The following is a 23787-nucleotide window of genomic DNA, read 5'->3' as shown; positions in this document are numbered from 1 at the left end:
TGATCATGAGGTTGGCGGCAACTTTGATCTCCAAATTCGCCGCTAACTTCATGGTCAACCGGGTGGGGGTTGGGGTGGGGAGGTGGGGGTGGGGTGGGTGGGGTGGGGGAGGTGGGTGAGGAGGTGGGTGAGGGTGGTGCGGGCGGAGGCCAGGGAGACCTGCTGGGTGGCGATGGCGCGGACGGCCATCTCGAAACCGTCGACCGCACGGGGGACACGTACGCCGGGCTCCGCCGCCACCGCCGGGGCCAGGGCCGGATCGGCACCGAGGGTCTGGTCGACGGCCACCGGATCCGCGTCGAGGTCGAACAGACGTCGGCAACGGGCCACGGCGGGGGCCAGGTCCCGCAGGTCGGTCAGGCGCAGCGTCGCCGCCACGTACCTGTCCGTCGGGGTCAGGGCGACCGCGCCGGTGCCGTTCGGCAACCGCAACCCCCGCCGGTACGTCCCGTCGCGTACCTCGTCCACCCCGGGCAGCGTGCGCCGGGCGAGGAAGTCGAGCAGCGCAGCGGCGTGCAGCGGCGGGCGGTACGCCAACCGCAGGCTGACCGTGCCCGCGCCACCGATCGTGCCCCGCCGGCCGGCGCGCAACTGTGACGGGGCCACCCCGTAGACCTCGCGGACCGTGTCGTTGAACTGCCGGACACTGCCGAACCCGGCGGCGAAGGCGATCTCGGCCAGGCCCAGCCCGGTGGTCTCGATAAGCGTCCGGGCGGTCTGCGCGCGTTGGGCCCGAGCCAGCGCCAGCGGCCCGGCGCCGAGTTCCGCGCGCAGCATCCGATGCAGGTGCCGTTCGGTGTACCCGAGTCGAGCCGCCAACCCCGGCACCCCGTCCCGGTCGACCACCCCGTCGGCGATCAGCCGCATGGCCCGCCCCACCACATCGGCCCGGACATCCCACTGCGGCGAGCCGGGAGAGGCGTCCGGCCGGCACCGCCGGCAGGCCCGGAGCCCCGCGCCCTGCGCCGCCGCCGCGGACGGAAAGAACCGGACGTTCTGTCGCTTCGGGGTCATCGCCGGACAGGACGGCCGGCAGTAGATCCCGGTCGAGGTCACGCCGGTGTAGAACCACCCGTCGAACCGCTGGTCACGGCTGTCGACGGCCCGGTAACACCGCTCAAAGTCCAGCTCCACACCACCGATGATGCGCCCACCCCCCACCCCCCAGCTGGCGGTTTTCGGACCTGGGTGTAAGGAAGGGCCCCCTGTTAACGCCTGCGGTAGAGCACGGGCCCCTTATTAACAATCCGATCCCCAGCACCGCGGGCCCGGCGGTTTCATCGGCCGGCAGGCGGGGGTGCCGCGCGCGGGAAAGTGTCGGTTGTGGTCGGTAGCGTGCGGCCACCAACTGAAGAAGGGGTACGGCGATGGCGAGCGTGGCGGGTCGGGTGGCGGCGTCGATGGACGGGCACCCACCGCTGGACACAGCCGTGCTCCAGGGCTTCTACGACCGGATGCGGGCGGTGGCGCCCGCCGCCGTCGGTGCCATCGAGCGGGACCGTGCCGACGACCCGGGGCGGGCCTTCAGCGACACCGCCTGCGGCCGGCTGCTGCGCTCCCTGGCACCGGATGGCGTACGGGCGCTGGGCATGTGGGTGCACCACTGGTGCATGCGCTTCTACGACGACGACACCCGCGCCGGGCTGCGGCTGCTCCGGGAGATCGCCCGCCGGCCGCAGCTGGGCTGGACGCCCGACGAGGTTCGCTGGATGCTCCGCGAGTCGCACACCGTAGGCCCCGCCGCAGAAGCCCGCTTCACGCTGCCGCTGGCCGCCGCCGCCGAGCTGGCCCCCGACACGCTCCGCATCGACATGCTGGCACCCCGACTACCCGGCCCGTGCCCTGATCGGTGACGGCTCGACTACCCGGCCCGTGCCCTGATCGGTGACGGCTCGACTGCTCGACTGCCCGACTGCCCGACTGCCCGACTGCCCGACACGCCGGCGCGTCGAAGCGGTCCGGTCCAGATTCTCGTCCGGACCGGGCAGCTCTGCTGCCACCGATCCCGTGGCGCGCGACGCCGGGCCGATCCCCGGAACGCCCACCGCTGCCCGGGACCGCCGGGTAGCGGCGTAAGCTGGCTCGTCGTGAGTCTCACCATCGGCATCGTCGGCCTGCCAAACGTCGGCAAGAGCACCCTGTTCAACGCGCTCACCAAGAACGACGTGCTCGCCGCGAACTACCCGTTCGCGACGATCGAGCCCAACGTCGGGGTGGTCGGGCTGCCGGACGAGCGGCTGGAGAAGCTGGCTGAGATCTTCAGCTCGCAGAAGGTGATTCCCGCGCCGGTGTCGTTCGTTGACATCGCCGGGCTGGTGCGCGGCGCGTCCAAGGGCCAGGGGCGGGGCAACGCTTTCCTGGCCAACATCCGCGATGCCTCGGCGATCTGCCAGGTCGTCCGCGCCTTCTCCGACCCGAACGTGGTGCACGTCGACGGCAAGGTCTCGCCGGCCGACGACATCGAGACGATCAACACCGAGTTGATCCTCGCCGACCTCCAGACGCTGGAGAAGGCGCTGCCCCGGCTGGAGAAGGAGGCCAAGCTCCGCAAGGACCGGGCCGCCGCCGTCGCCGCCGCGAAGGCCGCCGTCGAGGTACTGGACAACGGCACCACCCTGTACGCGGGCGCCGCCGCTGCCAAGATCGAGCTGGACCATCTGCGCGAACTGCACCTGCTCACCACCAAGCCGTTCCTCTACGTCTTCAACGTCGACGAGGCGGAACTCAACAACGCCGAGTTCCTCGACGAGTTGCGGGCGCTGGTCGCCCCGGCCGAGGCGGTCTTCATGGACGCCAAGATCGAGTCTGAGCTGGTGGACCTGCCCGAGGAGGAGGCCCGCGAGCTGCTGGAGTCGATCGGGCAGTCCGAGCCGGGACTGGACCAGTTGGTCCGGGTCGGCTTCCGCACGCTGGGGCTCCAGACGTACCTCACCGCCGGGCCCAAGGAGGCGCGGGCCTGGACCGTCCCGATCGGCGCGACCGCGCCGGAGGCCGCCGGGGTGATCCACTCCGACTTCCAGCGCGGTTTCATCAAGGCCGAGGTGGTCTCCTACGCCGACCTGGTCGAGGCCGGTTCGATGGCGGCGGCGAAGGCGGCGGGCAAGGTCCGCATCGAGGGCAAGGAGTACGTCATGCAGGACGGCGACGTGGTCGAGTTCAGGTTCAATGTGTAGTTCCGGTCCAACGTCTCGCGGATAGCTCTCGCCCGGGGGCGTTGTGGTACGGGCCGTGCTGCCCGGCTGAATCGTGTTGCCGGGCCTGTCGACCGGCCCTACGGTGATCCGGTGATGATCCGAGACGCCGAGGACGGCGACTGGCCCGCGATCTACCCATTCTTCAGGGAGATCGTGGCGCAGGGCCGCTCATACGCGTTCCCCGAGAATCTGTCTCTGGAGCAGGCTCGCGGGTGGTGGATGGAGTCCCCTCCGGGGCGCACCGTCGTTGCGGTGGATGGATCGACCGTTCTCGGAAGCGCGAAGATGGGCCCGAACCGGCCCGGTCGCGGCGCACATGTGGCAACGGCCAGTTTCATGGTTGATCCACGGCATTCTGGCCGCGGCGTCGGTCGCGCTCTCGGCGAGCACGTCGTCGGCTGGGCGCGCACCGCCGGCTACCGAAGCATCCAGTTCAACGCGGTCGTCGAGTCGAACGAGGTCGCGGTCCGGCTGTGGCGTTCGTTGGGTTTCGAGGTGCTCGCCACCGTCCCCGAGGCGTTCGACCACCCCGAGCACGGCCTGGTGGGGCTGCACGTGATGTTCTTGAATCTGAGCGCTTCCAACCAGCTGTCACGTTGATCGGCGACGGAACCCGGTTCAACGTCTGGATCGAGATCGTGGAGTACCCAGCGATATCTGGGTAGCGCGCTCAGTTTGCGGTTTGGACCGGCGCGGGCCCGCCCTTGCGGCCGATCTCGGTGTCGAAAGCCCGGTTTGTCAATCAGGTTTCAGTGCGGGTGATTGTCGTAGGCGCGGTCCTGATGCATCGACACCAGCGCCTAACGTCCACATAGGAACGGACGCGGGCGACGTGAACGCCGGCCGCTCTCCGATCGGCATCGCATCTTCCAAGGAGGCCCTGGTTGACGACAAATACTTCGGCACGGAGCGGGCGACTCGCGAGATCCGCCCTCGCCGCTGTCACCGCCGTGCTGACCGCATCGGCCCTGGCGATTCTGCCCGCCTCGCCGGCCTCGGCCGATCCGGCGAACCTGAACGACTGCCGCGCCAACAGCCGGCCAAGCTACGTGGACGTCAGCTCGTGGCAGGCCCGGGGCAACTACATCGACGCGTGGCAGGCACCGTACGGCATCGAGAGCTCGGATGCGCTCCAGGTCAGCGCGACGGGCAGCACCCGCGTCGACTACTGGGGCGCCAACAAGAACGTCGAGGGCGATTCCAGTCTGGCTCCCGCTGGGTGGCCGCTGCCCGGTGAGCGGCAGTACATGCTGATGGGCCGGCTCACCACCGGCTATGTGTGGCATGACACGCGGCACCGCTACTACGAGCCGGGGGAGTGGTTCCCGGTGGGTGCCAACAGCGGCTGCCTGGGCATTGTCATCTTCGCCGGTAGCGGCACGCCGAAGCTACAGTTCGGCATCAACGACCCGAACATCGGCGACAACGGCGGCGGCCCGTACGTCACGGTCCGCCAGTGGTGGTGACCTGAAACCAGTACGCCCGCCTGCCCGTTTCGCCGAGAGAATCTTGGTGCGAAAGTGCCCCCGTGAGGGCGCTTTTGCACCAAGATCTGCGTCGGTCGAGGCTACATCCAGGCGTCGGTCAGCCGTTGCGGAGCGCCTCATCGACGCCGGTCTCGCGGCGCCCGAGGTGCACCGGGTCCCGGCCGGAGAACACGTCAAGCGCGGCCTTCACGCTGGCGCCGTACTCGCGGGTGGCGGCGACCTGCCAGGCCCGGCCATACTCCCGGGCCGTCTCGTCGCCCACGCCGACGGCGTCCACGCCGAGGTGCCGGCACACGGTGACGGCCCGGGCCAGGTGGAACTGCTGGGTCACCACCGTCGCCCGGTCCACGCCGAAGATCCGCTTGGCGCGGGCACACGAGTCGTACGTGTCGAAGCCGGCGTGGTCCAACACCACCTTGTCGGCGGGCACGCCCCGCTCGACCAGCCAGCGCTGCATCGCCTCGGGCTCGTTGTAGTCGGCGTTCATGTTGTCGCCGGAGACCAGGATCGCCTGTACCTTGCCGGCGGCGTACAGCTCGCGGGCGATCTCCAACCGGGCGCTGAGGAACGGGGCCGGGGTGCCGTCCGGCTGGACCCTGGTGCCCAGCACCAGGGCGACCGGCGTCTCCGGCGCGCCCTGCGCGGTGAACATCCGGCCCTCGGCGCCGGAGCGGATCCAGCTCACGCTGGCCCAACTGGCGCCGACCAGCAGCAGCGCACCGAGCACGCCCGCCAACACCGCCCGCCGCAACCAGCGACCACGGCCGTTTTTCCAGACCCGGCGCACCCTGGCCAGCACAGCGGTACGGATCGACATGACGATCAGTATCCCAGCCGACTGCCAAGCAGAGATCTTGGTCCGGAAGCGCCCTCCCGGGGGCGCTTCCGGACCAAGATTGGATCAGCCGAGGCGGTACACCGAGACGTGCGAGGTGCTGTCGGGGCCGAACGGGCCACGGTCCCAGTCGGCGTACCGTTCGGCCAGGTGCAGTCCGGCCTTGGCGGCCAGCTCATCGATCTGCTCCGGCCACAGGTAGCGCATGGCGAACGGGTGCAGGTGCACACCCGTACCGTCGAAAGTGATCGTCTGGCGCAGGAACGTCTGCGCCGCGCGGTCGTACTTGTGCAACCTGATGGTGGCCGACTCCTCGGTCAGGTCCCGCATCTGGACCTGCTCGTCCCGGTCGAAGTCCGCCTCATTCGGCACGAACGTCTCGATGACGAACGCCCCACCCGGTGCCAGCACCCGCGCGACGTTGCGGAAACAATCCGCCTGCCGCTCGGCCCGGACCAGATTGAACAGCGTGTTGAAAACCAGAAACACCATGCGGTACGGCCCGCCGGGTGCCGGCACGTCCGCCATGTCGCCCACGGCCACCGGAATGTGCTCGCCACCCGGCTTCGCACGCATCTTCGCGACCATGGCCGCCGACCCCTCGACGCCCTCCACGGCGATGCCACGGGCAGCGAGCGGAACGGTGACCCGACCGGTGCCGCTGGCCAACTCCAACACCGGCCCGTCGCCGGCCACACCGGCGAGGAAATCCACCGCCGGCCCCGGGTCGGGCAGACCACCCGGCTGGTCGTAGGTGTCGGCCCAGTAGCGGCCGAAATGCCCCGGATCATCGAAGACCGACATCAGCGGCCTCCGTCGTAACTACCAGCGCCGCGCGGCGCCTTTACTTTCCACGTACGCACAAAGCCTCGATTCGATGAAGTTGGAAACGGATGCTCGCTGGACGTGCGTCGCGGCGTGCCTCATGTCGTCCACTCCCTCCACTCGACTGGCTTCGAGCCGGTGCCCCCGACTCGCCCCCACTCAACCCTCATCGTTGCGCCCCCGGCAACACCTTTTCCGCGTACCCGCCGCACTGTGAACGTTCACCCCCGCCAGATCTTGGACCGAGGTGGCCCATATGAGGGCCGAAATCGTCCAAGGTCACCTGCCGTCGAGGCGTGGGCCGTTCGGGCGGTAGCCGGGGAGATCAATGACGGCGGAGACTGTCCAATGTGAAGGCCTTCGTGGGAGTGACCGACGAGACATGGTTCCGTTTCCTGGCGGATCGCCCGCATCTCGGCGAGGTCAACTTCTGGCGGCCGGGTGGGGGATCGTTCCGGGCGCTGACGCCGGGGGAGCCCTTCCTCTTCAAGTCGCACTACCCGCTCAACCGAATCGTCGGCGGCGGCTTCTTCAGCGGCTTCGAGAAGCTGCGGATCTCGGAAGCCTGGGAGTTGTTCGGCGAAGCGAACGGCACCGCCGGCCCCGATGAACTGAGGCGCAGAGTCGGCCGGTACCGCAGGCAGCCGATCGAGCCGGGCGAGGACCCCTTTATCGGCTGCATCTTTGTCAGGGACACAGTCTTCTTCCCGGACGGATCGATGGCTGGCCCTCCGCCCGGGTTCGCCGCCAACCTGGTGCAGGGCAAGACCTATGACCTCGCTGCTCCGGAGACTGGCGGATACTTCAACCCGCTGATCGCTCGCCTGTTGGGGGCGACGTTCGAGGTGGATCTGACCGAGCCCTGGCACCGACCGGGGCCGGTCTATGGTGACCCCAGGCTGGTGCCGCAGCGACTCGGCCAGCAGTCGTTCAAGGCTGTCGTGCTCGGTGCTTACGGGCGCCGGTGTGCCATCACCGGCAACAAGGTGCAGCCGGTCTTGCAGGCGGCGCACATCCGCCCGTTGCCGCTCGGCGGCGAACACCGCGTGGACAACGGTCTGTTGCTCAAGTCCGATGTGCACATCCTCTTCGACCGCGGTTACCTCGGCGTCGATCCGAAATATCGGCTGATGGTAAGCCCTCGCCTGCGAAGTGAGTTCGGGAACGGTGACCAGTTCTATGCGAAGGCGGGCACGCAGATTGCCCTGCCCGAGCAGCGCCGTGACCGGCCGAAGGCCGAGTTCCTGGAGTGGCACCTGGACACGGTCTTCAAAGCGGCATAGCGTCCGGTCGACTGTCCTTCATCTTGCGGCGAATCAAGAACCGCCGTCCTTCCGGTTGGAGCAGGTCGTGTGCTATGCGGCCCCGGCGACCACTATCCCCGGCGGCATGCTCGAGCGCGTACCCTGATCTCGGTCTACTGAATCTTGGTGAGTGGGGGTGAAGGCTGTGGATGGTCAAGGAGTGCGGATCGATGATTTGACGCTGTACGCGACCGGTCCGGCCACTGAGGGCGGCAGACTGCCACTCGCCGAACTGGCACGTCTGGCAAGTGGGTTGCAGGCGACCCTTGAGCAGTTGGCGCTCGCCATCACCGGGCGGTCGCCGCGTCCCGGCCGGCGGCCAGCGGACATTGTCGAGGCCGTCCGACTGGACTTCGTCGGTTTCCGTGCTGGGTCAGCTCTCTTGGATATCGCACGTACGGGCCAGCTCTACCATGATGACGGTCTGCTGGAACAGTCGCTTGCCGCCTTGGAGGCAGGCACCCAGAAGCTTCGGGAGAGTCCTAACGAACGTCCGCAGTATTTCACTCCGCGACTCGTGAACAGCCTTCGCACCTTGACCGGTGCCATCGGTGACCGGAACGTAACCCGAGTCGAGTTGCGCCAGGGTGACCGGGTGCGGTTGGTGGTTGACGAGGCGCTTCAAGTGGCCGTGCGGCGAGTGACGTTCGAGCCGGTCGCGCAAGAATCAACGATCGTCGGTCGGCTTCACATGGGGGATTTTTCGCCGGCTACCCTCCGGTGTCGCATCGATACATATGCGGGTAGCATCTCGTGTGACTTCGAATCGGATCTTCGGGACGCTGTGCTCGACGCGATGGATCAGATGGTTATGGCCGAGGGCAGGGCCGAGCTGGAACCGAACGGCAGAACCATTCGTATCCTCCACCTTGCGGCGCTTCGAAGACTCGAAGGGGCGCGGCCCAAGAGTCTTGACGACCTTGCCCGCGAACAGGGAGTGAGGCCAATCAGCTCTGTTGACGAGCTGGGCGGAGCACCTGCCGAGGGAATGGAAGAATTCTTGGCGGCCCTGCGAACCGCGCGTGGCGAAGGCGAGGACGAGTGAAGTACACGGTCGTTGATACCGACGCGTTCTCAGCGATCTGGCAAAGCCCGTCTGATCATCTTATTGAGTGTTTGGTCGGTTCGGCTCCGATACTAAGCTTCGCGACCGTCGCCGAACTTCACTTCGGCGCGGCGAAGGCGGGATGGGGCGAGCGCCGCGTGCTGACGCTTGAGGAGGCGATCTGCCGGTATCTGGTGGCGCCTTACGACCCTGAACTGGCGCGGCTGTGGGGGCGGCTGAAGTCGCAGGCGCAGAAATCGGGGCACCCACTCGGCCATGCCACGCAGACGAACGACCTATGGGTTTGCGCCACCGCGATTTACTACGACGCTCCGCTGTTGACCTTGAACCGGCGGCATTTCGATAGCTTCCCGGGCTTGGTCTTGCTTCCGTGAGGGCATTAGCGCGGCGGGCGAATGAGTTCGGTTTCGTCGCCAGGCAGAATCTCGACTTCACCCTGGGCGTTGCGGACTTCCAGCACCGGCACGCCTTCGTCGAGTCCGAGGTCGCGTCGCTCGACGCCCGTCGGCATCCGCGCGATCGCCGCGCTGCCAGCGGCAAGTTCAATGCTTCGGCGTTCGGTGCGCTCTCGAACGTAGCTACCGTGTCCGCGCACGGTGCGAACAAGGCCCTCGGAACGTAGGAGCGAGATCGCCATCCGCACGGCTTCCCGCCCGATGCCGTGCTCCTGCGTCAGTCGCGCCTCGCTCGGCAGTGCGCTGCCCGGTGACAGCTCGCCGGCTTCGATCCGTGTCCTGAGCAGGTCGGCGAGCTGCACATAGACCGGCGTGTGTAAACGCGGATCGATCGACATACCGCATCAGCCTTGTTCCCCCGTGGCCAGGACTGGTTGTGCCCCTGGGCCCCCGTCCGTATAGTCGCAGTCACCAACGGTGTTCGGGTGGAAACTCAAATGCGATCCGCCGCCGGTGGGCTGCTCTGGAGTCGTACTGCCGGTGGGCTGCGGTTTCAGGGCGGTGGGTACCCCGCCTGCCCGGGTTGGCGGGTACCCACTTTCGACGATTGCCGCGTGGCGAAGGGGACGGGTCATGGGCTTCTTTGGGCGGAGAGGCTGGGGCAGGAGGGGCAGTCGACCTGAGCAGGTCGGGCGGCAGTCGGCCGGTGGGGGAGTGGGGTCAAACCGCCCCAACCAGCGACCCGGGTGCTATCGCTCGGCGGCGTGGCTGCCGTTGCGGTGGTGGCAGGGCGAGCAGGTGCGACGGGCCAACGCGGGCGGAGGGCGGTACCGATGCCGCAGCGCTTCGTGATCCATCTTCCGGTCGTGGCCGGAGACCTGAGTGTCGCCGTACGTCTGGCCCGGGTGGTGGCCCGCTGGTCGAGTGCGCTCGCCGCGACTGACCCCGGCGAGACCACCGTGTCGTACGAGGACGAGCAGGGCGTACGCCATCGAGTTTTCTGTGACCTGCGGTTGCCCGGCAACCGGCGTTGCCTGCTGCGGGCCGACCACGACGGACCCTGCGCCCGGCGGGTGTCGCGGTGAGCGGCCCGCTGGCGGGCTGGCCGACCTGCTCCGGCTACACCTGTGGTGGAGGCGCGCCGGCACAGTCGTGGCGACCCGATCTGGCACGTACGTTTCGAGGTGCCGGGCGGGGACGTGCCGGCGCATCCTCCAGCGTACTGGCCGGACCTGCCCACCGCAGTCGCCGCGACCACGGTTTCCGACGCGCCGTTGGGGGAGCAGGGCGGGCTGGGGCTGCTCAGCTGACGGTGACCAGGGCGCTGGCCGGCGAGCAGTTGGGCGTGTCGGTGGTGGCGTTGATCAGGGCGCGGGCACCGCCGCTGCCGTGTGCCGCCGACACGGTGACCTGGTGTTCCCGGGCGCCCGGCGGCGAGTAGGTCGGCGTGACGCTGACCCCGGCGTGGCCGGTGACCGTGAACCTCAGACCGGGTGTGCCGCTACAGATCGTCACGAAGGTTATGGTCGTCGAGCTGCCCTCGGCCACCTCCACCTGTGACGGGCAGGGGATCACCATCAGTGCCGGAGGCGGCGGCGCGTACGCGAAGCTGACCACGGGTGAGTCGGCGCTGGCGGCCGGCGAGGCGGTGACGACCCGGGCGAAGGCGGTGTGCGGTCCGCTGCTGGTCAGCGCCGGGTGGCTGGGCGGGATGTTGATCTCGTACGGCGCCTGAGCGTCGCTGCCGACGAGCTGATCGTTGAGGTAGAACTCGACCCGGTCGATGGTGCCGACCTGGACTGTCGCCTCGGCGGTCAGCCGGACCGCGCAGACCGACACCAGGACGGCGCCCTCGGTCGGGCTGGTGAGTGCCACCTTCGGAGCCGGCTGCGGCGTCTCGTCGCACGGCGCACCGTTGATCGCGCAGCCCGGCTCCTGCGGGCTGCCGGTCCAGGTGCCGAGGTAGCCGATGAAGACGGAGCCGCCGGCAGGCACAGTGTCGTTCCAGGCCGCCGGACGTGCGGTCAGGGTGCTGCCCGCGCTGCTCCAGGAGGCGTTCCAGCCCTGCTGGAGGGTGTGGCCCGGCGGGAGAGTGAGGGTCAGCGTCCAGCCCGTGACCGCCGTGGCGCACGTGTTGGTGATGGTGATGTTGCGATGGAGACCGCCGCTGTCCGGCCCGGTGCGCCAGGAGGTGGCGGAGGTCTTCACGGCCAGGCAGTCGCCCTGGGTGGCGTCGCGGCCCGCCGTTGCGGCCTGGATTGCGTGCTCCCCTTGTGCCGCGTGGGCCGAACCGGCGCCGTTGTTGGCGGCGTGGGCCGGGCCGGTGGCCGCGACGGTGCCGCCGGCGGCAAAGAGGAGGGCGGCAACCGTGCCCGCCGCTCTCCGCCGCCAGCTTCGACGTGATCCGGTGCGGTGTGACGACTGGGGCGGCGACAGCGGCATGGGCGGTCCCTTCAATTTCGCGGGCGGCCCGCCCGCGCACCTCACCTTCCGCACCTCGCATTTTCGCACTCAAGTATGTCGATGTATAGGGCCGGCCTGCTGCTCAGCTGATGTAGTGCAGGATCACGTTGTGTACGTGGTGGCTTTTCTGGTCACCCCGGAACTCCACCTCGTAGGTGTGCGTACCGACGTGGATGGCGATGGCGCCGGTGGAGAAGAACGAACCGCCCCAGGACTTGTTGCTGACCACGCTGACGCTGGTGATCTTCGAGTACGGGATGCTGGTGATCGCGTACCGCTTGCCGATGAACGAGCGGTCCTGGATGATCACGCGCCGGTCGGTCAGCCCGATGAACCCGGTGCCAGTGCCGACGGCGTCGTAGACGGCGATGATCTGTTCCCCGTCGAGCAGGCCGCTCTGGATCTGCTGGAACTGTTCCTTACGGTCGTACGTCGCGTTCGCCATGCGCCCCACCGTAGGCCGCCCGTGCCACCGTACAGATCAACCCGTCGGCGACCGGTTCGCGTCGCTGGCGGCGCGGACGAATGCGCGTACCCGGGCGGTGGTGTTGCTCTCCCGCCAGACCAGGCCGCGCAGGATCGGCGGCGCATCATGGATCGGCACGTACGCCAGGTCGGGGCGCGGGTAGTACCTGCGGGTCTGCTCGCCCACCGGCAGCACCCCCCGGCCGAGGGCCACCAGGGTCAGCATCTCGGAGAACGTCTCACCGGCCGGCCCGGCCGGAACCGGCCGACCGGACGGCGTGTGCGCCGGGGTGCGGTCGAGCCGGAACGCGGCCGAGGTGACCGCCGGATACTGCACCACCGGCTGGTCGCCCAACACCTCCAACGAGACCGACGCCTCGCGGGCCAGCGGGTGGCCGACGGGAACCGCGAGCAGTCGGGCCTCCTCGATCAACGCCGGGCCGCAGGCCATCCCATCGAAGGGGAACGCGGCCATCAGGATGTCGACCGTCTCGTCTTCCAGGCTGCGGCGGGAGTTGAGAAGCTGCACCTCACGTACCTCCACCGCGCAGTCGGGATGCCGCTCGGCGAAGAGCGCCACCGCCCGGAGCAGCACCGGCGCGGTCCACTCGCCGAGGAAGGCGACCCGCAGCGCGCCGGTCACGCCACGTCCCGCCTCGGTGGCGCGCTCGACGGCCGCCTCGATGCCGGCGACGAGGGGCGCCAACTCCTCGGCAAGTCGCCGGCCGATGGGAGTGAGTCGGACGACCCGGCTGGTCCGGGCGAACAGCGGGGCGCCGATCCGTCGTTCGAGTGTGCGGATCACCTGGCTGACTCGCCCGGTGCTGACCCGCAGCCGCTCGGCCGTCCGGCCGAAGTGCAGTTCCTCGGCGAGAGCCAGGAAGGTCTCCAGCTCGTGGCGTTCCAGCACGTCACGTCCCATCGTTGAGTCTGGCTCAACGCTAGTGCCGCGATCGGGTCTTGGTCGAGCGTCCCGGTCGGCCCAGGGTGAGAGGGCAACCGGAACCCTGAAGGAGACCAGGCCATGACCCTCAGTGCACAGCTCGCCGTACTCGACAGCCCACTCCGGGAAACCGCCGACCAACTGCGTACCGTCATCGAGGAGACGCTGCCGGAGGCCACCGGAGCGGTGTGGCACGGTCACCCGGTCTGGGGCCTCGGCGAGCGACCCGGCGCACAGCCGATCTGCCTGCTGAAGCCGTACGCCTCGTACCTCGCCTTCGGGCTGTGGCGCGGGCAGGAGCTGACCGACCCGTCCGGGCGGCTGATCCCCGGCGCGCGGCGGATGGCCTCGGTTCGGCTGCGCGACGCCGCCGACGTCGACCAGGTCCTCTTCGCCGGGTGGCTGCGCCAGGCGTACGAGCTGGAGACGAGGTGAGCGTCGTGCGGGTCACCGGCTTCGACCACCTGGTGCTGACTGTCACCGACGTGGAACGCGCACTGGACTTCTACTGCGGGCGGCTCGGCTTGGCACCGGTCCGGGTCGACGAGTGGCGGGCCGGAAAGGTGCCCTTTCCCTCCGTCCGGGTGAGCGCCGAATCGATAATCGATCTGGTGCAGGCCGAGCCGGCTGCCCGGCAAGCTGACGGCCAGGTCTGGCGTGGATCGGCGGCTGGCGGCCAGGGTTCCAGCGGCCCGGCGGCTGGCGGCCAGGGTTCCAGCGGCCCGGCGGCTGGAGGTCAGGGTTCCAGCGGTCCGGCGGCTGGCGGCCAAGTGCGCCGCGGCGTGAACGTCGATCACTTCTGCCTGGTGGTGGAGCCGCTGGACTGGTCCGAGGTGCTCGCAAGCGGCCGCTTCGAGGTGCTGGCGGGGCCCGTCGGGCGCTTCGGCGCCCGGGGCAGTGCCACCTCGGTGTACGTGCGGGATCCGGACGGCAACTGCGTCGAGTTGCGCTGGTACCCACAGGATGGGGCGGGCCGCCAGTCCGGCGCGTCCCCGGATCAGTCCTCGGTTACCGCGCGGTAGGCGTCCTCGATCCGGGCGGCCAACAGCACCTCGCCCTCGGACAGCGGGGCGTTGCCGTGTCCGACCCGGATCTGGGTGTGGTCGGCGCGCCGGCTGATCTCCGGCCGGAGATGGAGCGCGTCGGCGACCACCTTGACCCGCTCGGTCAGCGCCGCGTGCTGGGTGTCGTCGATGACCAACGTGCGGCGAATCTGTTCGCCCTCGCGCGTCCACCCGTTCAGTAGGGTGAGAGCGTCGCTGAGGTAGTCGTGCTTCGCGCGACCGCCAAACAGCGCACGCATCACCGCACCTCCCAGGCTTCGTTGCCGGCTTGTGGCCAAATCGTCGCCGCCCCGTGTCTTGTCGGTGTCTCTAGTTTTACGTCGCATGGAGGGTGTGTCCACGCCCACACTTCTTGGGATTCCTGGCCTGACGGTCGACCACGCTACCCAAACCGCCAATTGATCTGGCACGCTGGACGGCCGTGCAGACCGAACGGGCCAATAGTGGCGGGCAGGCCGACCGGCGAGAGCCAAAGGTGATCGTCGGAGCGGCGATCATCGAGGACGGGCGGGTGCTGGCCTGCGCCCGGTCCGCCCCGCCCGAGGTGGCGGGCCGGTGGGAGTTTCCCGGCGGCAAGGTGGAGCCGGGGGAGAGCGAGACCGCAGCGCTGGTGCGCGAGTGCGCCGAGGAACTCGCCGTACGGGTGGAGATCGGTGAGCGGGTCGGCCGCAACGTCAAGATGGCGCACGGCCGCTCGGTGCTCAAGGTCTACGCCGCCCGCCTGCTGCACGGCGACCGCCCTCAGGCTCTGGAGCACTCCGACCTCCGCTGGCTCTCCGCAGCCGAACTGGACACCGTTCCCTGGCTTCCCGCCGACGCCCCCATAGTCGCCGCCCTCCGCCCCTCCTCCACCCCACCCCCACCCTCCCACCCCACCCCCACCCCGCCTCCCTCCCCCACCCTCCCACCCCCACCCCCATCCCGTTGATCATGAGGTTGGCGGCAGTTTGAAGATCAACAACTGCCGTCAACCTCATGATCAACGCTGCGGAGTGCGGGAGTGCGGGGAGTGCGGGGAGTGCGGGGAGTGCGGGGTGGGGGAGTGGGGGTGGGGGAGTGGGGGTGGGGGTGGATAGGGCTTGGCGGACTACCCAGGGGATGTAGGCCGGGTCCAGGGTGTCCTGCCAGGTGAAGCGGAGGACGGTCCAGCCGGCGTTCACCAGGCGGTTCTGGCGACGGCGGTCGGCGAAGATCGCTTCCGGAGTTCCGTGTGGGCCTTGGCCGTCGGCCTCGGCGATCACCCTGCCGGCGCGCCAGCCCAGGTCGCCGATGCCGAGCAGGTATCCGTCGTGGTCACGGACCTCCAACTGCAAGGTGTCCGGCGGCACCCGGCCGTCGACGCAGCGCAGCCTGGAGCGGGTCTCCAGCGGAGACTGGGCCCGGCCGTCCGCCTCGGTCAGGTAGCCGCGCGCTGCCGTCGCACCTCGTCTGCGCCGGATCCGGCGCGCGACCGATGTCAGGTCCGGTTCGGCCAGCAGCCCTCGGTTCAACGCCGAGTCCAGTAGCGAGACGGCCGGATATCGCCCCACCCGGAGGATGAGGTCGCTTACCGTGGCGACGGCGTCGGTGGCCGGTAGCCCGTTCAGGCTGACCAGTGACTCCGTGGCATGCACCAGCTGGTGCAGCACGACGTGGGGTTGCCTGAGGGGCGATTGCCTGGCGGCCGTCCCGGGCATGCCGATGTGGATCTCGTCGGAGGGTGACAGGCCGGCAATGCCGTGGAGTTCGGCGGCGGTCCCGAGAACGGCGTACGCAGTCGGCCCCAGCGACAGCAGCGCGGCCCGGACCTGCTGGCGTCGCGTTGGCGCTACCGCCCAGCTGGGCTGCGGAAGATAGACGGCCCGGGCCAGCGACTGCCACCGCCCGAAGGTAACCAGATTGTCGACCTCATGCCGGGTGAACCCGTGCGCCAACGCCTGCTGGCGGCACACAAGCCCGTCCTGCCCCGCGGCAACCCGACGAATCCGTCCCTCGCGATCCACCCCCCGACCCTGCCGCAGCGCCAATACCCGCCGCAGCCCCTGTGGATAACCCTGTCGATCATGAGGTTAGCGGCACTTTGAAGATCGACTAGTGCCGCCAACCTCATGATCAACGCGGGAAAACGGGGGTGGGGGTGGGGGTTAGTGGTGGGTGTCTTGGTCGGGGTGGGCGAAATTCAGGTGCTCGGGGGGGAGGGGGAAGGTTACGTCGTCGCCGAAGGGGGACGGGGCGGCGGCGCGGTCGAAGGTGAGCTCCGTGAGGGGGAGCTTGCCGCTGGCGTCGACCGCCGGGGCGGTCGGGTGCGGAACCTCACGGTGCCAGTTGACGCCCTGCTGAGCCTGGGTCTCGGCGTGCGGGTCGTGTGAACCGCCCGCGTGCGAGTGCACGCCGCCGCTGGGGGTGCTGGAGCGCACGGCTCCCGGGGAGTGTTCGCTGGTCACGCTGGTCTGAGGCACCTGACCCCTCCGGAAGATTTTGCTGCCGAGCCACACAAGTGGATCGTACCTGCGGTCGACGACCCGCTCCTTCATGGGGATGATCCCGTTGTCGGTGATCTTGATGTGCTCGGGGCAGACCTCGGTGCAGCACTTGGTGATGTTGCAGAAGCCGAGGCCCTGCTCGGACTGCGCGTACTCCTTGCGGTCGGTCCGGTCGTCGAGCGGGTGCATGTCCAGTTCGGCGGCGCGGATGAAGTACCGCGGCCCGGAGAACGCCGGCTTGTTCTCGTCGTGGTCACGGATCACGTGGCAGACGTTCTGGCACAGGAAGCACTCGATGCACTTGCGGAACTCCTGTGAGCGCTCCACGTCGACCTGCTGCATCCGGTAGTCACCGGGGGCCAGGTCGGGCGGGGGCGCGAAGGCCGGCGTCTCCCGCGCCTTCTCGTAGTTGAACGACACGTCGGTGACCAGGTCCCGGATGACCGGGAAGGTACGCAGCGGGGTCACCGTGATCGTCTCGTTCTCCTCGAACGTCGACATCCGGGTCATGCAGCCGAGCTTGGGCATCCCGTTGATCTCCATGGAGCAGGAGCCGCACTTGCCCGCCTTGCAGTTCCACCGGCAGGCCAGGTCGGGCGCGTCGGTGGCCTGCAACCGGTGGATCACGTCGAGGACGACCTCGCCCTCGTTCACCTCGACCGTGTAGTCCTGCAGGTCGCCACCGTCGGCGTCACCCCGCCAGATCCGGAACTGGCGCTTCGTACCCATCAGCGGTTCTCCTTCTCGGCGGGCCCGGCAGCGGTGGGCCCGGCAGCGGCGGCGTCGGTGGCCGCTGCGGCCTCGGCAGCGGCGGCGTCGGCGGTGACGAGGGCGTCGAACTCGGCCAACTCCTCGTCGGTGAGGTACTTGGCCAGCTCCGCGCGGTCGAAGAGGTTGATCAGCTCGGCGCGCATCTTCGGCAGCGGCTTGCGGTCCAGCCGGACGGTGTCACCCTCGAGCGAGCAGACCAGGTTGACCCGTCGCCACTGCGGATCCATGGTGGGGAAGTCCTCGCGGGTGTGGCCGCCGCGCGACTCCCGCCGTTCCAGCGCCGCCTTCGCGGTGCACTCCGAGACCACGAGCATGTTGCGCAGGTCGAGCGCGAGGTGCCAGCCCGGGTTGTAGCGGCGGCCACCGGAGGCGGACACCTTCGCCACCCGCTCGCGCAGCTCGGCCAGCCGGCTCAGCGCGTCGGCCAGCTCGGCCTCCCGCCGGATGATGCCGACCAGATCCCCCATCACCGCCTGAAGGTCCTGCTGGAGGGTGTACGGGTTCTCGCCGGTGTCCCGCTGCAACGGGGCCAGGGCGGTCTCGACCGCGGTCTCCACCGTGGCCACCGCGACCCGGGGCCGGGCGGGCAGCTGGTCGACGTAGGTGGCCGCGTGACCGCCCGCCCGCTTGCCGAAGACCAGCAGGTCGGAGAGGGAGTTGCCGCCGAGCCGGTTGGAGCCGTGCATGCCACCGGAGACCTCACCGGCGGCGAACAGGCCGCGCACCGAGCCGTACGCGGCACCGGTGTCCGGGTCGACCTCGACGCCACCCATCACGTAGTGGCAGGTCGGGCCGACCTCCATCGGCTCCTTGGTGATGTCGACGTCGGCCAGCCCCTTGAACTGGTGGTGCATCGACGGCAGGCGGCGACGGATCTCGTCGGCCGGCAGCCGGGAGGCGATGTCCAGGTAGACGCCGCCGGCCGGGGTACCCCGGCCCTCCTTGACCTCGGTGTTGATCGCCCGGGCGACCTCGTCGCGGGGCAGCAGCTCCGGCGGGCGCCGGTTGTTGTCCGGGTCGTTGTACCAGCGGTCCGCCTCCTCGGGCGTCTCCGCGTACTGCTTGCGGAAGACGTCCGGGACGTAGTCGAACATGAACCGCTTGCCCTCGGAGTTCTTCAGGATCCCGCCGTCACCGCGTACCGACTCGGTGACCAGGATGCCCTTGACCGAGGGCGGCCAGACCATGCCGGTGGGGTGGAACTGGAGGAACTCCATGTTGATCAGGGTCGCCCCGGCCCGCAGCGCGAGCGCGTGCCCGTCGCCGGTGTACTCCCAGGAGTTCGAGGTGACCTTGTAGGAGCGGCCGACGCCGCCGGTGGCCAGCACCACGGCCGGCGCCTCGAAGAGGATGAACTCGCCGGATTCCCGGTAGTAGCCGAACGCCCCGGCGATCCGGTCACCGTCGAGCAGCAGCTCGGTGATGGTGGTCTCGTCGAAGACCCGGATCCGGGCGTCGTACGAGCCGTGGGTCCGCTTGTCCTCCTGCTGGAGCGAGACGATCTTTTGCTGGAGGGTGCGGATCAGCTCCAGGCCGGTCCGGTCGCCCACGTGCGCCAACCGGGGGTACTCGTGACCGCCGAAGTTGCGCTGGGAGATCTTGCCGTCCTTCGTACGGTCGAAGAGCGCGCCGTACGTCTCCAGCTCCCAGATCCGCTGCGGCGCCTCCTTGGCGTGCAGCTCGGCCATCCGGAAGTTGTTGAGGAACTTGCCGCCGCGCATGGTGTCGCGGAAGTGCACCTGCCAGTTGTCCCGGCTGTTCACGTTCCCCATGGCCGCGGCGGCGCCACCCTCGGCCATCACCGTGTGCGCCTTGCCGAACAGCGACTTGGAGATGATGGCGGTCTTCTTGCCGGCCAGCCGGGCCTCGATCGCCGCGCGCAGGCCGGCGCCGCCGGCCCCGATCACGACGACGTCGTAGTGGTGTCGTTCGATGCGAGTGGTAGTGCTAGTCATGTCAGCGAGGCCCTCAGTTGATGAACCGCAGGTCGGAGATCCACCCGGCGGCGACGGACATGACGTAGAAGTCAGTAAGCGCCAGCGTGCCGAGAGTGATCCAGGCGAGCTGCATGTGCCGGACGTTCAGCCAGGAGATGTAGCCCCAGGCCCGGTAGCGCACCGGATGCTTGGAGAAGTGCTTCAGTCGCCCACCGATGATGTGCCGGCAGGAATGGCAGGAGATGGTGTACGCCCAGAGCATCACCACGTTGCCGACCAGGATCAGGTTGCCCAGGCCGAACCCGAAGCCCTCGGGGCTGCGGAAGGCCGCGATGGCGTCCCAGGTGTTGATCAGCGAGATGATGGCGGCGAAGTAGAAGAAGTACCGGTGCGAGTTCTGCACGATCAGCGGGAACCGGGTCTCGCCGCCGTAGCTGGCGTGACCGTCCGGCACCGCGCAGGCCGGCGGCGACAGCCAGAACGACCGGTAGTACGCCTTGCGGTAGTAGTAGCAGGTCAGCCGGAACAGCAGCAGGAACGGCAGGGTGAACGCGGCGTCCGGGATGATCCACCAGCCGGGCAGGTACTGCCCGAAGTGGGAAGCCTCCGGCAGGCACCGGTCCGTCACACACGGGGAGTAGAACGGGGTCAGGTAGTGGTAGTCCTCGACCCAGTACCACTTGTGCATGAAGACCCGGACCGTCGCATACGCTACCCACGCGCTGAGCCCGATGACGGTGATCAGCGGCGCCAACCACCAACGGTCCGTCCGCAACGTCTTCGCCGCGATCGCGGCGCGGGCCCGCGCTCCTCGCGGCTTCGTTGCCGATGATGTCATTCTTGTCGTCTCCCTACCGGGGCCCTTCACGGGCGGCGGAACCCTTCCGGTCGGCACGCGGACCGGCGAACCGCCGCTCCCGCCTGCCGGGTCGTGCGCACACCAACGGCCGCACCGGGCGTAACCGGAGCAGCTAAGTGACACACGTTACGCCGATCTAGGCGGGCCGTCCGCGCAAGGCAGTGTCCCGTGTGTCCCGCCCTTTGGAAACCCTCCTTCCATGATCAATATGTGAGCGTCCGAAAAAGATCGACAAGCGGTCGGCAGAAGCTTGACAAACGGGTCAGCCGGACGCGCCGCCGGTGAAGTTCCAGGAGGCCAGCCGCAGTGGCGGTGCCTCCCACCAGGCACCCTCCCGGTGGTCCGGCAGGCGGACCGGACGCCTACCCACCTCAAGCACCGCGCCGGGCCCGAGCGCCCTCGGGTACGACTCGGTGAACCGCAGATCGCGCACCGCCCGGGTGACCCGACCCTCCTCCACCAGCCACACTCCGTTACGGGTCAGGCCGGTGATCACCAGACTCTTCGGTTCGAGCACCCGGGTGTACCAGAGGTCGCTGACCAGCAGGCCGCGCTGCACCCGGGAGACCAGGGCGGCGGTGTCCGCGTCGACCACCGCACCGACAAGCGGATCCGTCGCATCCGGCGCGGCGGGCGTGCGGCCGGCTCCCGTGGTGCTGGCCGCGCCGGCCGTGCCGGATCCGACGAGGCGCAGGTTGCGCGGGATCGGGCCGAAGGTGCCGCCGCCGACCCAGGCGTGACCGGTCGACTCGGTGCCCGACTCGGCGGCACTGCGCCGGTCGTGCGCCGCACCAGTGGTGGTGCCCGTGTCCACCAGGGTCAACGGCCGGGCGGGGGTGCCCTCCAGATCGAACGGCAGCCCCGAACCGGCCACCGGATCGTCGACCAGGGTCAGGGCCCGATCGAACTGGGCCACCCCTGGCTCGGCGAACGACTGCCGTTCGGCGTACCGCTTGCCGTTGAAGCCGTACCAGGCCAGATTTTGCAGCAGATCCGCCACGGCGGCCGGTTCCAGCACCACCGGGTACCGCCCGGGCGGCAACTCCACCGGGTCGGTCGCGGCCCGGGCCTTCGCCGCGGCCCGCCGCCCCAACTCGGCACCGTCGAGGTCGGCCAGCCGGTCGACCCAGTGCCGGGCGGTGCCGTCCGCGCCACCGACCCGGGCTATTCCGTCCATCGCCGCCTCCGCCGCGTACCCCTGCGCCGCGTGTCCGGCCGAGTTCGCGAACCCGGTTCCGCGCAAGGTCGTGCGGCAGTAGCCGGCGGTCTCCAACCCGCCGGCCGCGTCGACGAAGGCCCGGACCAGCGCCGCCCGCTCGTCCGGCCCGGCGTAGCCGGTGGCCGCGTCCCACTGCGGCGCGGCGGTCACCGGCGCGGGCGGGGTGAGTCCCGGCCAGGCCGGGTCGAGCGGACCGAACCGGGCCGCCGCCACCACCCGCTCCGCCAGGGCGCGCAGGCCGTCGGAGCTGGCCACGTTCGCGCTGCCGGCGGCGGTACGCCCGCCCGCGTGCACCCGGAGCCGGATCTCCACTGCCGACTCGGCGACGTTCTGGTGAATCGCGGAGTTGGCGAACCGGGTCAACGCCAGCTCGGACCGGGTCACCAGCACCTCGGCCTGCGCATCCGCCCCGGCCAACCGGGCGACCAACTCCACCACCTGACCGGCGATCTGCATCTCGACGCCGTCGTCGACGGTCACGCCCGTACCCCCACCCGGACGTTGCGGAACCGGGCCGGTGCCGCCGGATGCCCGGTGTGCCCGACCTGGCCGGGCTGCCCCTTGCCGCAGTTCGGCGTGCCCCACGGAACGATCTCGCTGGAGAGCATGTCCATCGAGCGCCAGAAGAGCGGACCGATCCCGGTGTACGTCGGGTTGCGCAGCATCCGCCCCCGCCGCCCCTTGCGGATCTCCCACCCGATCTCGCAGCCGAACTGGAAGTTCAGCCGTCTGTCGTCGATCGACCAGGAGCGGTTGACGTCCATCAGCACCCCCTCGTCGGTGGCGGCGATGATCTCCTCCAAGGTGTGTGGGCCGGGCTCCAGGCCGACGTTCGTCATCCGCACCATCGGCAGCCGCGCCCAGCCGTCGGCGCGTACGCTGCCGCCGTAGTCCAGGCCCGCGACGGCGGCCGAATCCCGCCCGGCCAGCACGCCCACCCACCGCCCGGCGCGTACCGCGTCCCGCCGGACGGCCGGCGAGCCCTCGTCGTCGTAGCCGAAGCTGCCCAACGCGCCGGGGATGGTCGGGTCGATTGCGATGTTCATCAGCTCGGAGCCGTAACGCAGCGAGCCGAGCTGGGCCAGATCCAGCCACGAGGTGCCGGCGAAGGCGGCCTCCCAGCCGAGGATGCGGTCCAGCTCGATGGCGTGCCCGACCGACTCGTGGATCTGCAACGCCAACTGTTCGCCGCCGAGGATCAGATCGGTCTCGCCGCTCGGGCAGAGCGGGGCGGTGAGCAACGCCCGCGACTCCTGCGCGATGCGCGCCGCGTTGGCGGTCAGCTCCAGCGAGTCGACCAGCTCCCAGCCGGTGGTGCCGTACTGGCCGCGGTAACTGGGCCAGGACCGCCGCTGGGTCTCGCCGTCGCCGATGGAGGTGGCCGAGATGCCGCCGCCGCACTCGCGGATGCGCTGGTCGATGCGGTGTCCCTCGCTGGAGACGAACCACTTCGCGGTGTCCCAGATCTGGTAGAGGCCCTCGCCGAGGTCGGCGCCGTGCTCCACGATCGTGCGGGTGGCGGCCGTCAGCAGGTCACCCTTGGTGGCCAGCGAGACACCGAGCGGGTCCACCGCGCAGGCCGAGGACCAACTCGCCGTGACCGGCGTGGCGCCGATCAGGTCGACCGCCGGGCCGGGGACCAGACCGCTCGCCGCAGCCGTCCGGGCGGCGCGCCGGCCGGCGTCGCGGGCGGTCCGTTCGGTGACGTCCGGTACGGCGTGGAAGCCCCAACTCGAACCGACAAGTGCCCGTACGCCCAGCCCGAGGCTCTCGTCCTGGGTGAGTTCCTCGATGTCGCCGTTGCGGGCCGACATCGATTCGTAGCGCCGGTGCATCACCCGGGCGTCGGCGTATCGGGCACCCGCGTCCAGCGCCGCCTGCACCGCCACCTCGCCCGCGTCGAACTCAACCATGGCCCGACCCTAGGCGAGCGCGTGGACATTCGTCAGGGAAGCAGATCCTCGGGCCGGATCGTCGCCTTGACTGGCTCGGTGAGCACCAGCGCTTGACCAGGGTCGGTGACGCTCTGCTCGATGTAATGTGCACCGCACTGCCGATAAAGGTGCAGTGCGCCAGTCGCCTGCTCGATGAGTAGGTACCACTCGATGCCCGCAGCGGCGTAGTAGTGCATCTTGAGCACCTTGTCCGTGGCGGCGTTACTCGGCGAGGTGATTTCGCATACGAGTTGGACGTCGTGTGCCTCGACGTTGAGGGCGTCGAAGTCGATGGGGCCGGTGATGACCAGGTCGGGGATGGGAATGCGGCCGGGCCTCAGCCGCACGTTCACTCCCTCCAGTACGTGCAGGCCGGCCTCTCGGGCCGGTCCCCGAAGCAGGGCGCGCAGCTCACCCGAGATGTTCTGGTGGCGTGGGGTGGGGGCTGGGGTCACGTGCAGGCTCCCGTCGAAGAGTTCAACTCGCTGGGAGGTCTCTCCCAGGGCGAGGTACTCCTCCTCGGTCCACGGGCCCTCGTGGTCGAACACCGCCACGGTCATGATT

At 69.4% G+C, this 23787-nt stretch carries 24 protein-coding genes and 2 pseudogenes; 12 read left to right on the top strand and 14 right to left on the bottom strand.

From position 1 onward, the window contains the following. Window positions 1-117: 117 nt before the first annotated feature. Window positions 118-1134, bottom strand: a pseudogene (locus QQG74_RS27285) (DNA-3-methyladenine glycosylase 2 family protein); the annotation flags it as partial. Window positions 1135-1367: 233 nt separating this feature from the next. On the opposite strand from QQG74_RS27285, the gene QQG74_RS27280 reads away from it, so the two are divergent. The 4 genes from QQG74_RS27280 (at window position 1368) to QQG74_RS27265 (ending at window position 4660) form a co-directional block, all read left to right on the top strand. Continuing rightward, on the top strand, window positions 1368-1853 hold the full coding sequence (locus tag QQG74_RS27280) for a hypothetical protein (protein ID WP_341717537.1): 486 nt from the start codon (window positions 1368-1370) through the stop codon (window positions 1851-1853). Window positions 1854-2087: 234 nt separating this feature from the next. Next, window positions 2088-3173 carry a redox-regulated ATPase YchF gene (gene ychF / locus QQG74_RS27275; protein ID WP_341717536.1) on the top strand — a complete coding sequence of 362 codons (1086 nt, stop codon included), beginning with the start codon at window positions 2088-2090 and terminating at the stop codon, window positions 3171-3173. Window positions 3174-3287: 114 nt separating this feature from the next. Continuing rightward, window positions 3288-3794, top strand: a complete 507-nt coding sequence (locus QQG74_RS27270; protein WP_341721408.1) for a GNAT family N-acetyltransferase — start codon at window positions 3288-3290, stop codon at window positions 3792-3794. Window positions 3795-4144: 350 nt separating this feature from the next. Then, window positions 4145-4660 carry a hypothetical protein gene (locus QQG74_RS27265; protein ID WP_341717535.1) on the top strand — a complete coding sequence of 172 codons (516 nt, stop codon included), beginning with the start codon at window positions 4145-4147 and terminating at the stop codon, window positions 4658-4660. Between the two features lie 118 nt (window positions 4661-4778). Here QQG74_RS27265 and QQG74_RS27260 read toward each other — a convergent pair whose 3' ends face one another. Both QQG74_RS27260 and QQG74_RS27255 read right to left on the bottom strand, forming a co-directional pair. Continuing rightward, window positions 4779-5507: an ElyC/SanA/YdcF family protein gene (locus tag QQG74_RS27260; protein WP_341721407.1), complete on the bottom strand. Its 729-nt coding sequence runs from the start codon at window positions 5505-5507 to the stop codon at window positions 4779-4781. Window positions 5508-5582: 75 nt separating this feature from the next. Further along, window positions 5583-6320, bottom strand: coding sequence for a class I SAM-dependent methyltransferase (locus tag QQG74_RS27255; protein WP_341717534.1), 738 nt, complete (start codon window positions 6318-6320; stop codon window positions 5583-5585). 371 nt (window positions 6321-6691) lie between these two features. Here QQG74_RS27255 and QQG74_RS27250 point away from each other — a divergent pair, with 371 nt between their 5' ends. From QQG74_RS27250 to QQG74_RS27240, 3 genes are all read left to right on the top strand, one after another. Then, window positions 6692-7624 (top strand): HNH endonuclease, encoded by a 933-nt coding sequence (locus QQG74_RS27250; RefSeq protein WP_341717533.1) that lies wholly within the window; start codon window positions 6692-6694, stop codon window positions 7622-7624. A 181-nt stretch (window positions 7625-7805) separates the two neighbouring features. Then, entirely contained in the window at window positions 7806-8690 is an 885-nt protein-coding gene (locus QQG74_RS27245) for a hypothetical protein (protein ID WP_341717532.1), read from the top strand. After that, window positions 8687-9085 carry a type II toxin-antitoxin system VapC family toxin gene (locus QQG74_RS27240; protein WP_341717531.1) on the top strand — a complete coding sequence of 133 codons (399 nt, stop codon included), beginning with the start codon at window positions 8687-8689 and terminating at the stop codon, window positions 9083-9085. Before QQG74_RS27245 ends, QQG74_RS27240 begins: the two co-directional genes overlap by 4 nt. A gap of 5 nt (window positions 9086-9090) precedes the next feature. Here the strand turns inward: QQG74_RS27240 and QQG74_RS27235 are convergent, their stop codons facing one another. Beyond that, complete coding sequence (locus QQG74_RS27235) at window positions 9091-9504, bottom strand: GntR family transcriptional regulator (protein ID WP_341717530.1); 414 nt, start codon at window positions 9502-9504, stop codon at window positions 9091-9093. A gap of 435 nt (window positions 9505-9939) precedes the next feature. Between QQG74_RS27235 and QQG74_RS27230 the strand changes: the two genes are divergently transcribed. Both QQG74_RS27230 and QQG74_RS27225 read left to right on the top strand, forming a co-directional pair. Then, a complete protein-coding gene (locus QQG74_RS27230; protein WP_341717529.1) occupies window positions 9940-10191 on the top strand; it encodes a hypothetical protein in 252 nt (83 codons plus the stop codon). Window positions 10192-10233: 42 nt separating this feature from the next. After that, a complete protein-coding gene (locus QQG74_RS27225) occupies window positions 10234-10416 on the top strand; it encodes a hypothetical protein (protein ID WP_341717528.1) in 183 nt (60 codons plus the stop codon). On the opposite strand, the gene QQG74_RS27220 is transcribed toward QQG74_RS27225, so the two are convergent. The 3 genes from QQG74_RS27220 to QQG74_RS27210 all read right to left on the bottom strand — a co-directional run bounded on the left by QQG74_RS27220 (window position 10409) and on the right by QQG74_RS27210 (window position 12944). Further along, entirely contained in the window at window positions 10409-11548 is a 1140-nt protein-coding gene (locus QQG74_RS27220) for a cellulose binding domain-containing protein (RefSeq protein ID WP_341717527.1), read from the bottom strand. The genes QQG74_RS27225 and QQG74_RS27220 overlap by 8 nt on opposite strands. A gap of 103 nt (window positions 11549-11651) precedes the next feature. Continuing rightward, window positions 11652-12014: a PH domain-containing protein gene (locus tag QQG74_RS27215; RefSeq protein WP_111219789.1), complete on the bottom strand. Its 363-nt coding sequence runs from the start codon at window positions 12012-12014 to the stop codon at window positions 11652-11654. Window positions 12015-12050: 36 nt separating this feature from the next. After that, window positions 12051-12944 (bottom strand): LysR substrate-binding domain-containing protein, encoded by an 894-nt coding sequence (locus QQG74_RS27210; protein WP_341721406.1) that lies wholly within the window; start codon window positions 12942-12944, stop codon window positions 12051-12053. A 114-nt stretch (window positions 12945-13058) separates the two neighbouring features. Between QQG74_RS27210 and QQG74_RS27205 the strand changes: the two genes are divergently transcribed. Both QQG74_RS27205 and QQG74_RS27200 read left to right on the top strand, forming a co-directional pair. Continuing rightward, the gene (locus tag QQG74_RS27205) at window positions 13059-13412 is read left to right on the top strand and encodes a DUF1801 domain-containing protein (protein WP_341717526.1); all 354 of its coding nucleotides are present in this window, start codon (window positions 13059-13061) and stop codon (window positions 13410-13412) included. After that, the gene (locus QQG74_RS27200) at window positions 13409-13999 is read left to right on the top strand and encodes a VOC family protein (RefSeq protein WP_341717525.1); all 591 of its coding nucleotides are present in this window, start codon (window positions 13409-13411) and stop codon (window positions 13997-13999) included. The genes QQG74_RS27205 and QQG74_RS27200 overlap by 4 nt, the downstream gene beginning before the upstream one ends. Here the strand turns inward: QQG74_RS27200 and QQG74_RS27195 are convergent. Then, entirely contained in the window at window positions 13975-14280 is a 306-nt protein-coding gene (locus QQG74_RS27195; protein ID WP_341717524.1) for a 4a-hydroxytetrahydrobiopterin dehydratase, read from the bottom strand. The two genes, QQG74_RS27200 and QQG74_RS27195, sit on opposite strands and share 25 nt — an antisense overlap. 182 nt (window positions 14281-14462) lie before the next feature. On the opposite strand from QQG74_RS27195, the pseudogene QQG74_RS27190 reads away from it, so the two are divergent. Beyond that, window positions 14463-14885 (top strand): annotated as a pseudogene (locus QQG74_RS27190) ((deoxy)nucleoside triphosphate pyrophosphohydrolase); the annotation flags it as partial. 1279 nt (window positions 14886-16164) lie between these two features. On the opposite strand, the gene QQG74_RS27185 reads toward QQG74_RS27190, so the two are convergent. The 6 genes from QQG74_RS27185 to QQG74_RS27160 form a co-directional block, all read right to left on the bottom strand. Continuing rightward, window positions 16165-17232 (bottom strand): succinate dehydrogenase/fumarate reductase iron-sulfur subunit, encoded by a 1068-nt coding sequence (locus QQG74_RS27185; RefSeq protein WP_341717523.1) that lies wholly within the window; start codon window positions 17230-17232, stop codon window positions 16165-16167. Next, entirely contained in the window at window positions 17232-19229 is a 1998-nt protein-coding gene (locus QQG74_RS27180; protein WP_341717522.1) for a fumarate reductase/succinate dehydrogenase flavoprotein subunit, read from the bottom strand. The genes QQG74_RS27185 and QQG74_RS27180 overlap by 1 nt, the downstream gene beginning before the upstream one ends. A gap of 13 nt (window positions 19230-19242) precedes the next feature. Continuing rightward, on the bottom strand, window positions 19243-20049 hold the full coding sequence (locus tag QQG74_RS27175) for a hypothetical protein (protein WP_341717521.1): 807 nt from the start codon (window positions 20047-20049) through the stop codon (window positions 19243-19245). A gap of 283 nt (window positions 20050-20332) precedes the next feature. Next, window positions 20333-21745: a metallopeptidase TldD-related protein gene (locus tag QQG74_RS27170; protein ID WP_341721405.1), complete on the bottom strand. Its 1413-nt coding sequence runs from the start codon at window positions 21743-21745 to the stop codon at window positions 20333-20335. Between the two features lie 20 nt (window positions 21746-21765). Next, the gene (locus QQG74_RS27165) at window positions 21766-23202 is read right to left on the bottom strand and encodes a TldD/PmbA family protein (protein ID WP_341717520.1); all 1437 of its coding nucleotides are present in this window, start codon (window positions 23200-23202) and stop codon (window positions 21766-21768) included. A 32-nt stretch (window positions 23203-23234) separates the two neighbouring features. Then, on the bottom strand, window positions 23235-23783 hold the full coding sequence (locus QQG74_RS27160) for a Uma2 family endonuclease (RefSeq protein WP_341717519.1): 549 nt from the start codon (window positions 23781-23783) through the stop codon (window positions 23235-23237). Between the last annotated feature and the right edge of the window lie 4 nt (window positions 23784-23787).

This window comes from Micromonospora sp. FIMYZ51, assembly GCF_038246755.1.
In the GTDB taxonomy this organism is placed as follows: Bacteria; Actinomycetota; Actinomycetes; order Mycobacteriales; family Micromonosporaceae; genus Micromonospora.
The sequence above is the reverse complement of the archived record's forward strand: the minus strand, read 5'-3'. Positions and strand labels throughout refer to the sequence as shown.

Excerpts from the sequence above, each read along its gene's own strand:
- QQG74_RS27230 (WP_341717529.1), top strand. The coding sequence starts at position 9,940 with ATGCCGCAGCGCTTCGTGATCCATCTTCCGGTCGTGGCCGGAGACCTG.
- QQG74_RS27175 (WP_341717521.1), bottom strand. The coding sequence starts at position 20,049 with ATGACATCATCGGCAACGAAGCCGCGAGGAGCGCGGGCCCGCGCCGCG.
- QQG74_RS27205 (WP_341717526.1), top strand. The coding sequence starts at position 13,059 with ATGACCCTCAGTGCACAGCTCGCCGTACTCGACAGCCCACTCCGGGAA.
- QQG74_RS27255 (WP_341717534.1), bottom strand. The coding sequence starts at position 6,320 with ATGTCGGTCTTCGATGATCCGGGGCATTTCGGCCGCTACTGGGCCGAC.
- QQG74_RS27165 (WP_341717520.1), bottom strand. The coding sequence starts at position 23,202 with ATGGTTGAGTTCGACGCGGGCGAGGTGGCGGTGCAGGCGGCGCTGGAC.
- QQG74_RS27180 (WP_341717522.1), bottom strand. The coding sequence starts at position 19,229 with ATGACTAGCACTACCACTCGCATCGAACGACACCACTACGACGTCGTC.
- QQG74_RS27280 (WP_341717537.1), top strand. The coding sequence starts at position 1,368 with ATGGCGAGCGTGGCGGGTCGGGTGGCGGCGTCGATGGACGGGCACCCA.
- QQG74_RS27235 (WP_341717530.1), bottom strand. The coding sequence starts at position 9,504 with ATGTCGATCGATCCGCGTTTACACACGCCGGTCTATGTGCAGCTCGCC.
- QQG74_RS27220 (WP_341717527.1), bottom strand. The coding sequence starts at position 11,548 with ATGCCGCTGTCGCCGCCCCAGTCGTCACACCGCACCGGATCACGTCGA.
- QQG74_RS27185 (WP_341717523.1), bottom strand. The coding sequence starts at position 17,232 with ATGGGTACGAAGCGCCAGTTCCGGATCTGGCGGGGTGACGCCGACGGT.
- QQG74_RS27170 (WP_341721405.1), bottom strand. The coding sequence starts at position 21,745 with ATGCAGATCGCCGGTCAGGTGGTGGAGTTGGTCGCCCGGTTGGCCGGG.
- QQG74_RS27270 (WP_341721408.1), top strand. The coding sequence starts at position 3,288 with ATGATCCGAGACGCCGAGGACGGCGACTGGCCCGCGATCTACCCATTC.
- QQG74_RS27195 (WP_341717524.1), bottom strand. The coding sequence starts at position 14,280 with ATGCGTGCGCTGTTTGGCGGTCGCGCGAAGCACGACTACCTCAGCGAC.
- QQG74_RS27160 (WP_341717519.1), bottom strand. The coding sequence starts at position 23,783 with ATGACCGTGGCGGTGTTCGACCACGAGGGCCCGTGGACCGAGGAGGAG.
- QQG74_RS27215 (WP_111219789.1), bottom strand. The coding sequence starts at position 12,014 with ATGGCGAACGCGACGTACGACCGTAAGGAACAGTTCCAGCAGATCCAG.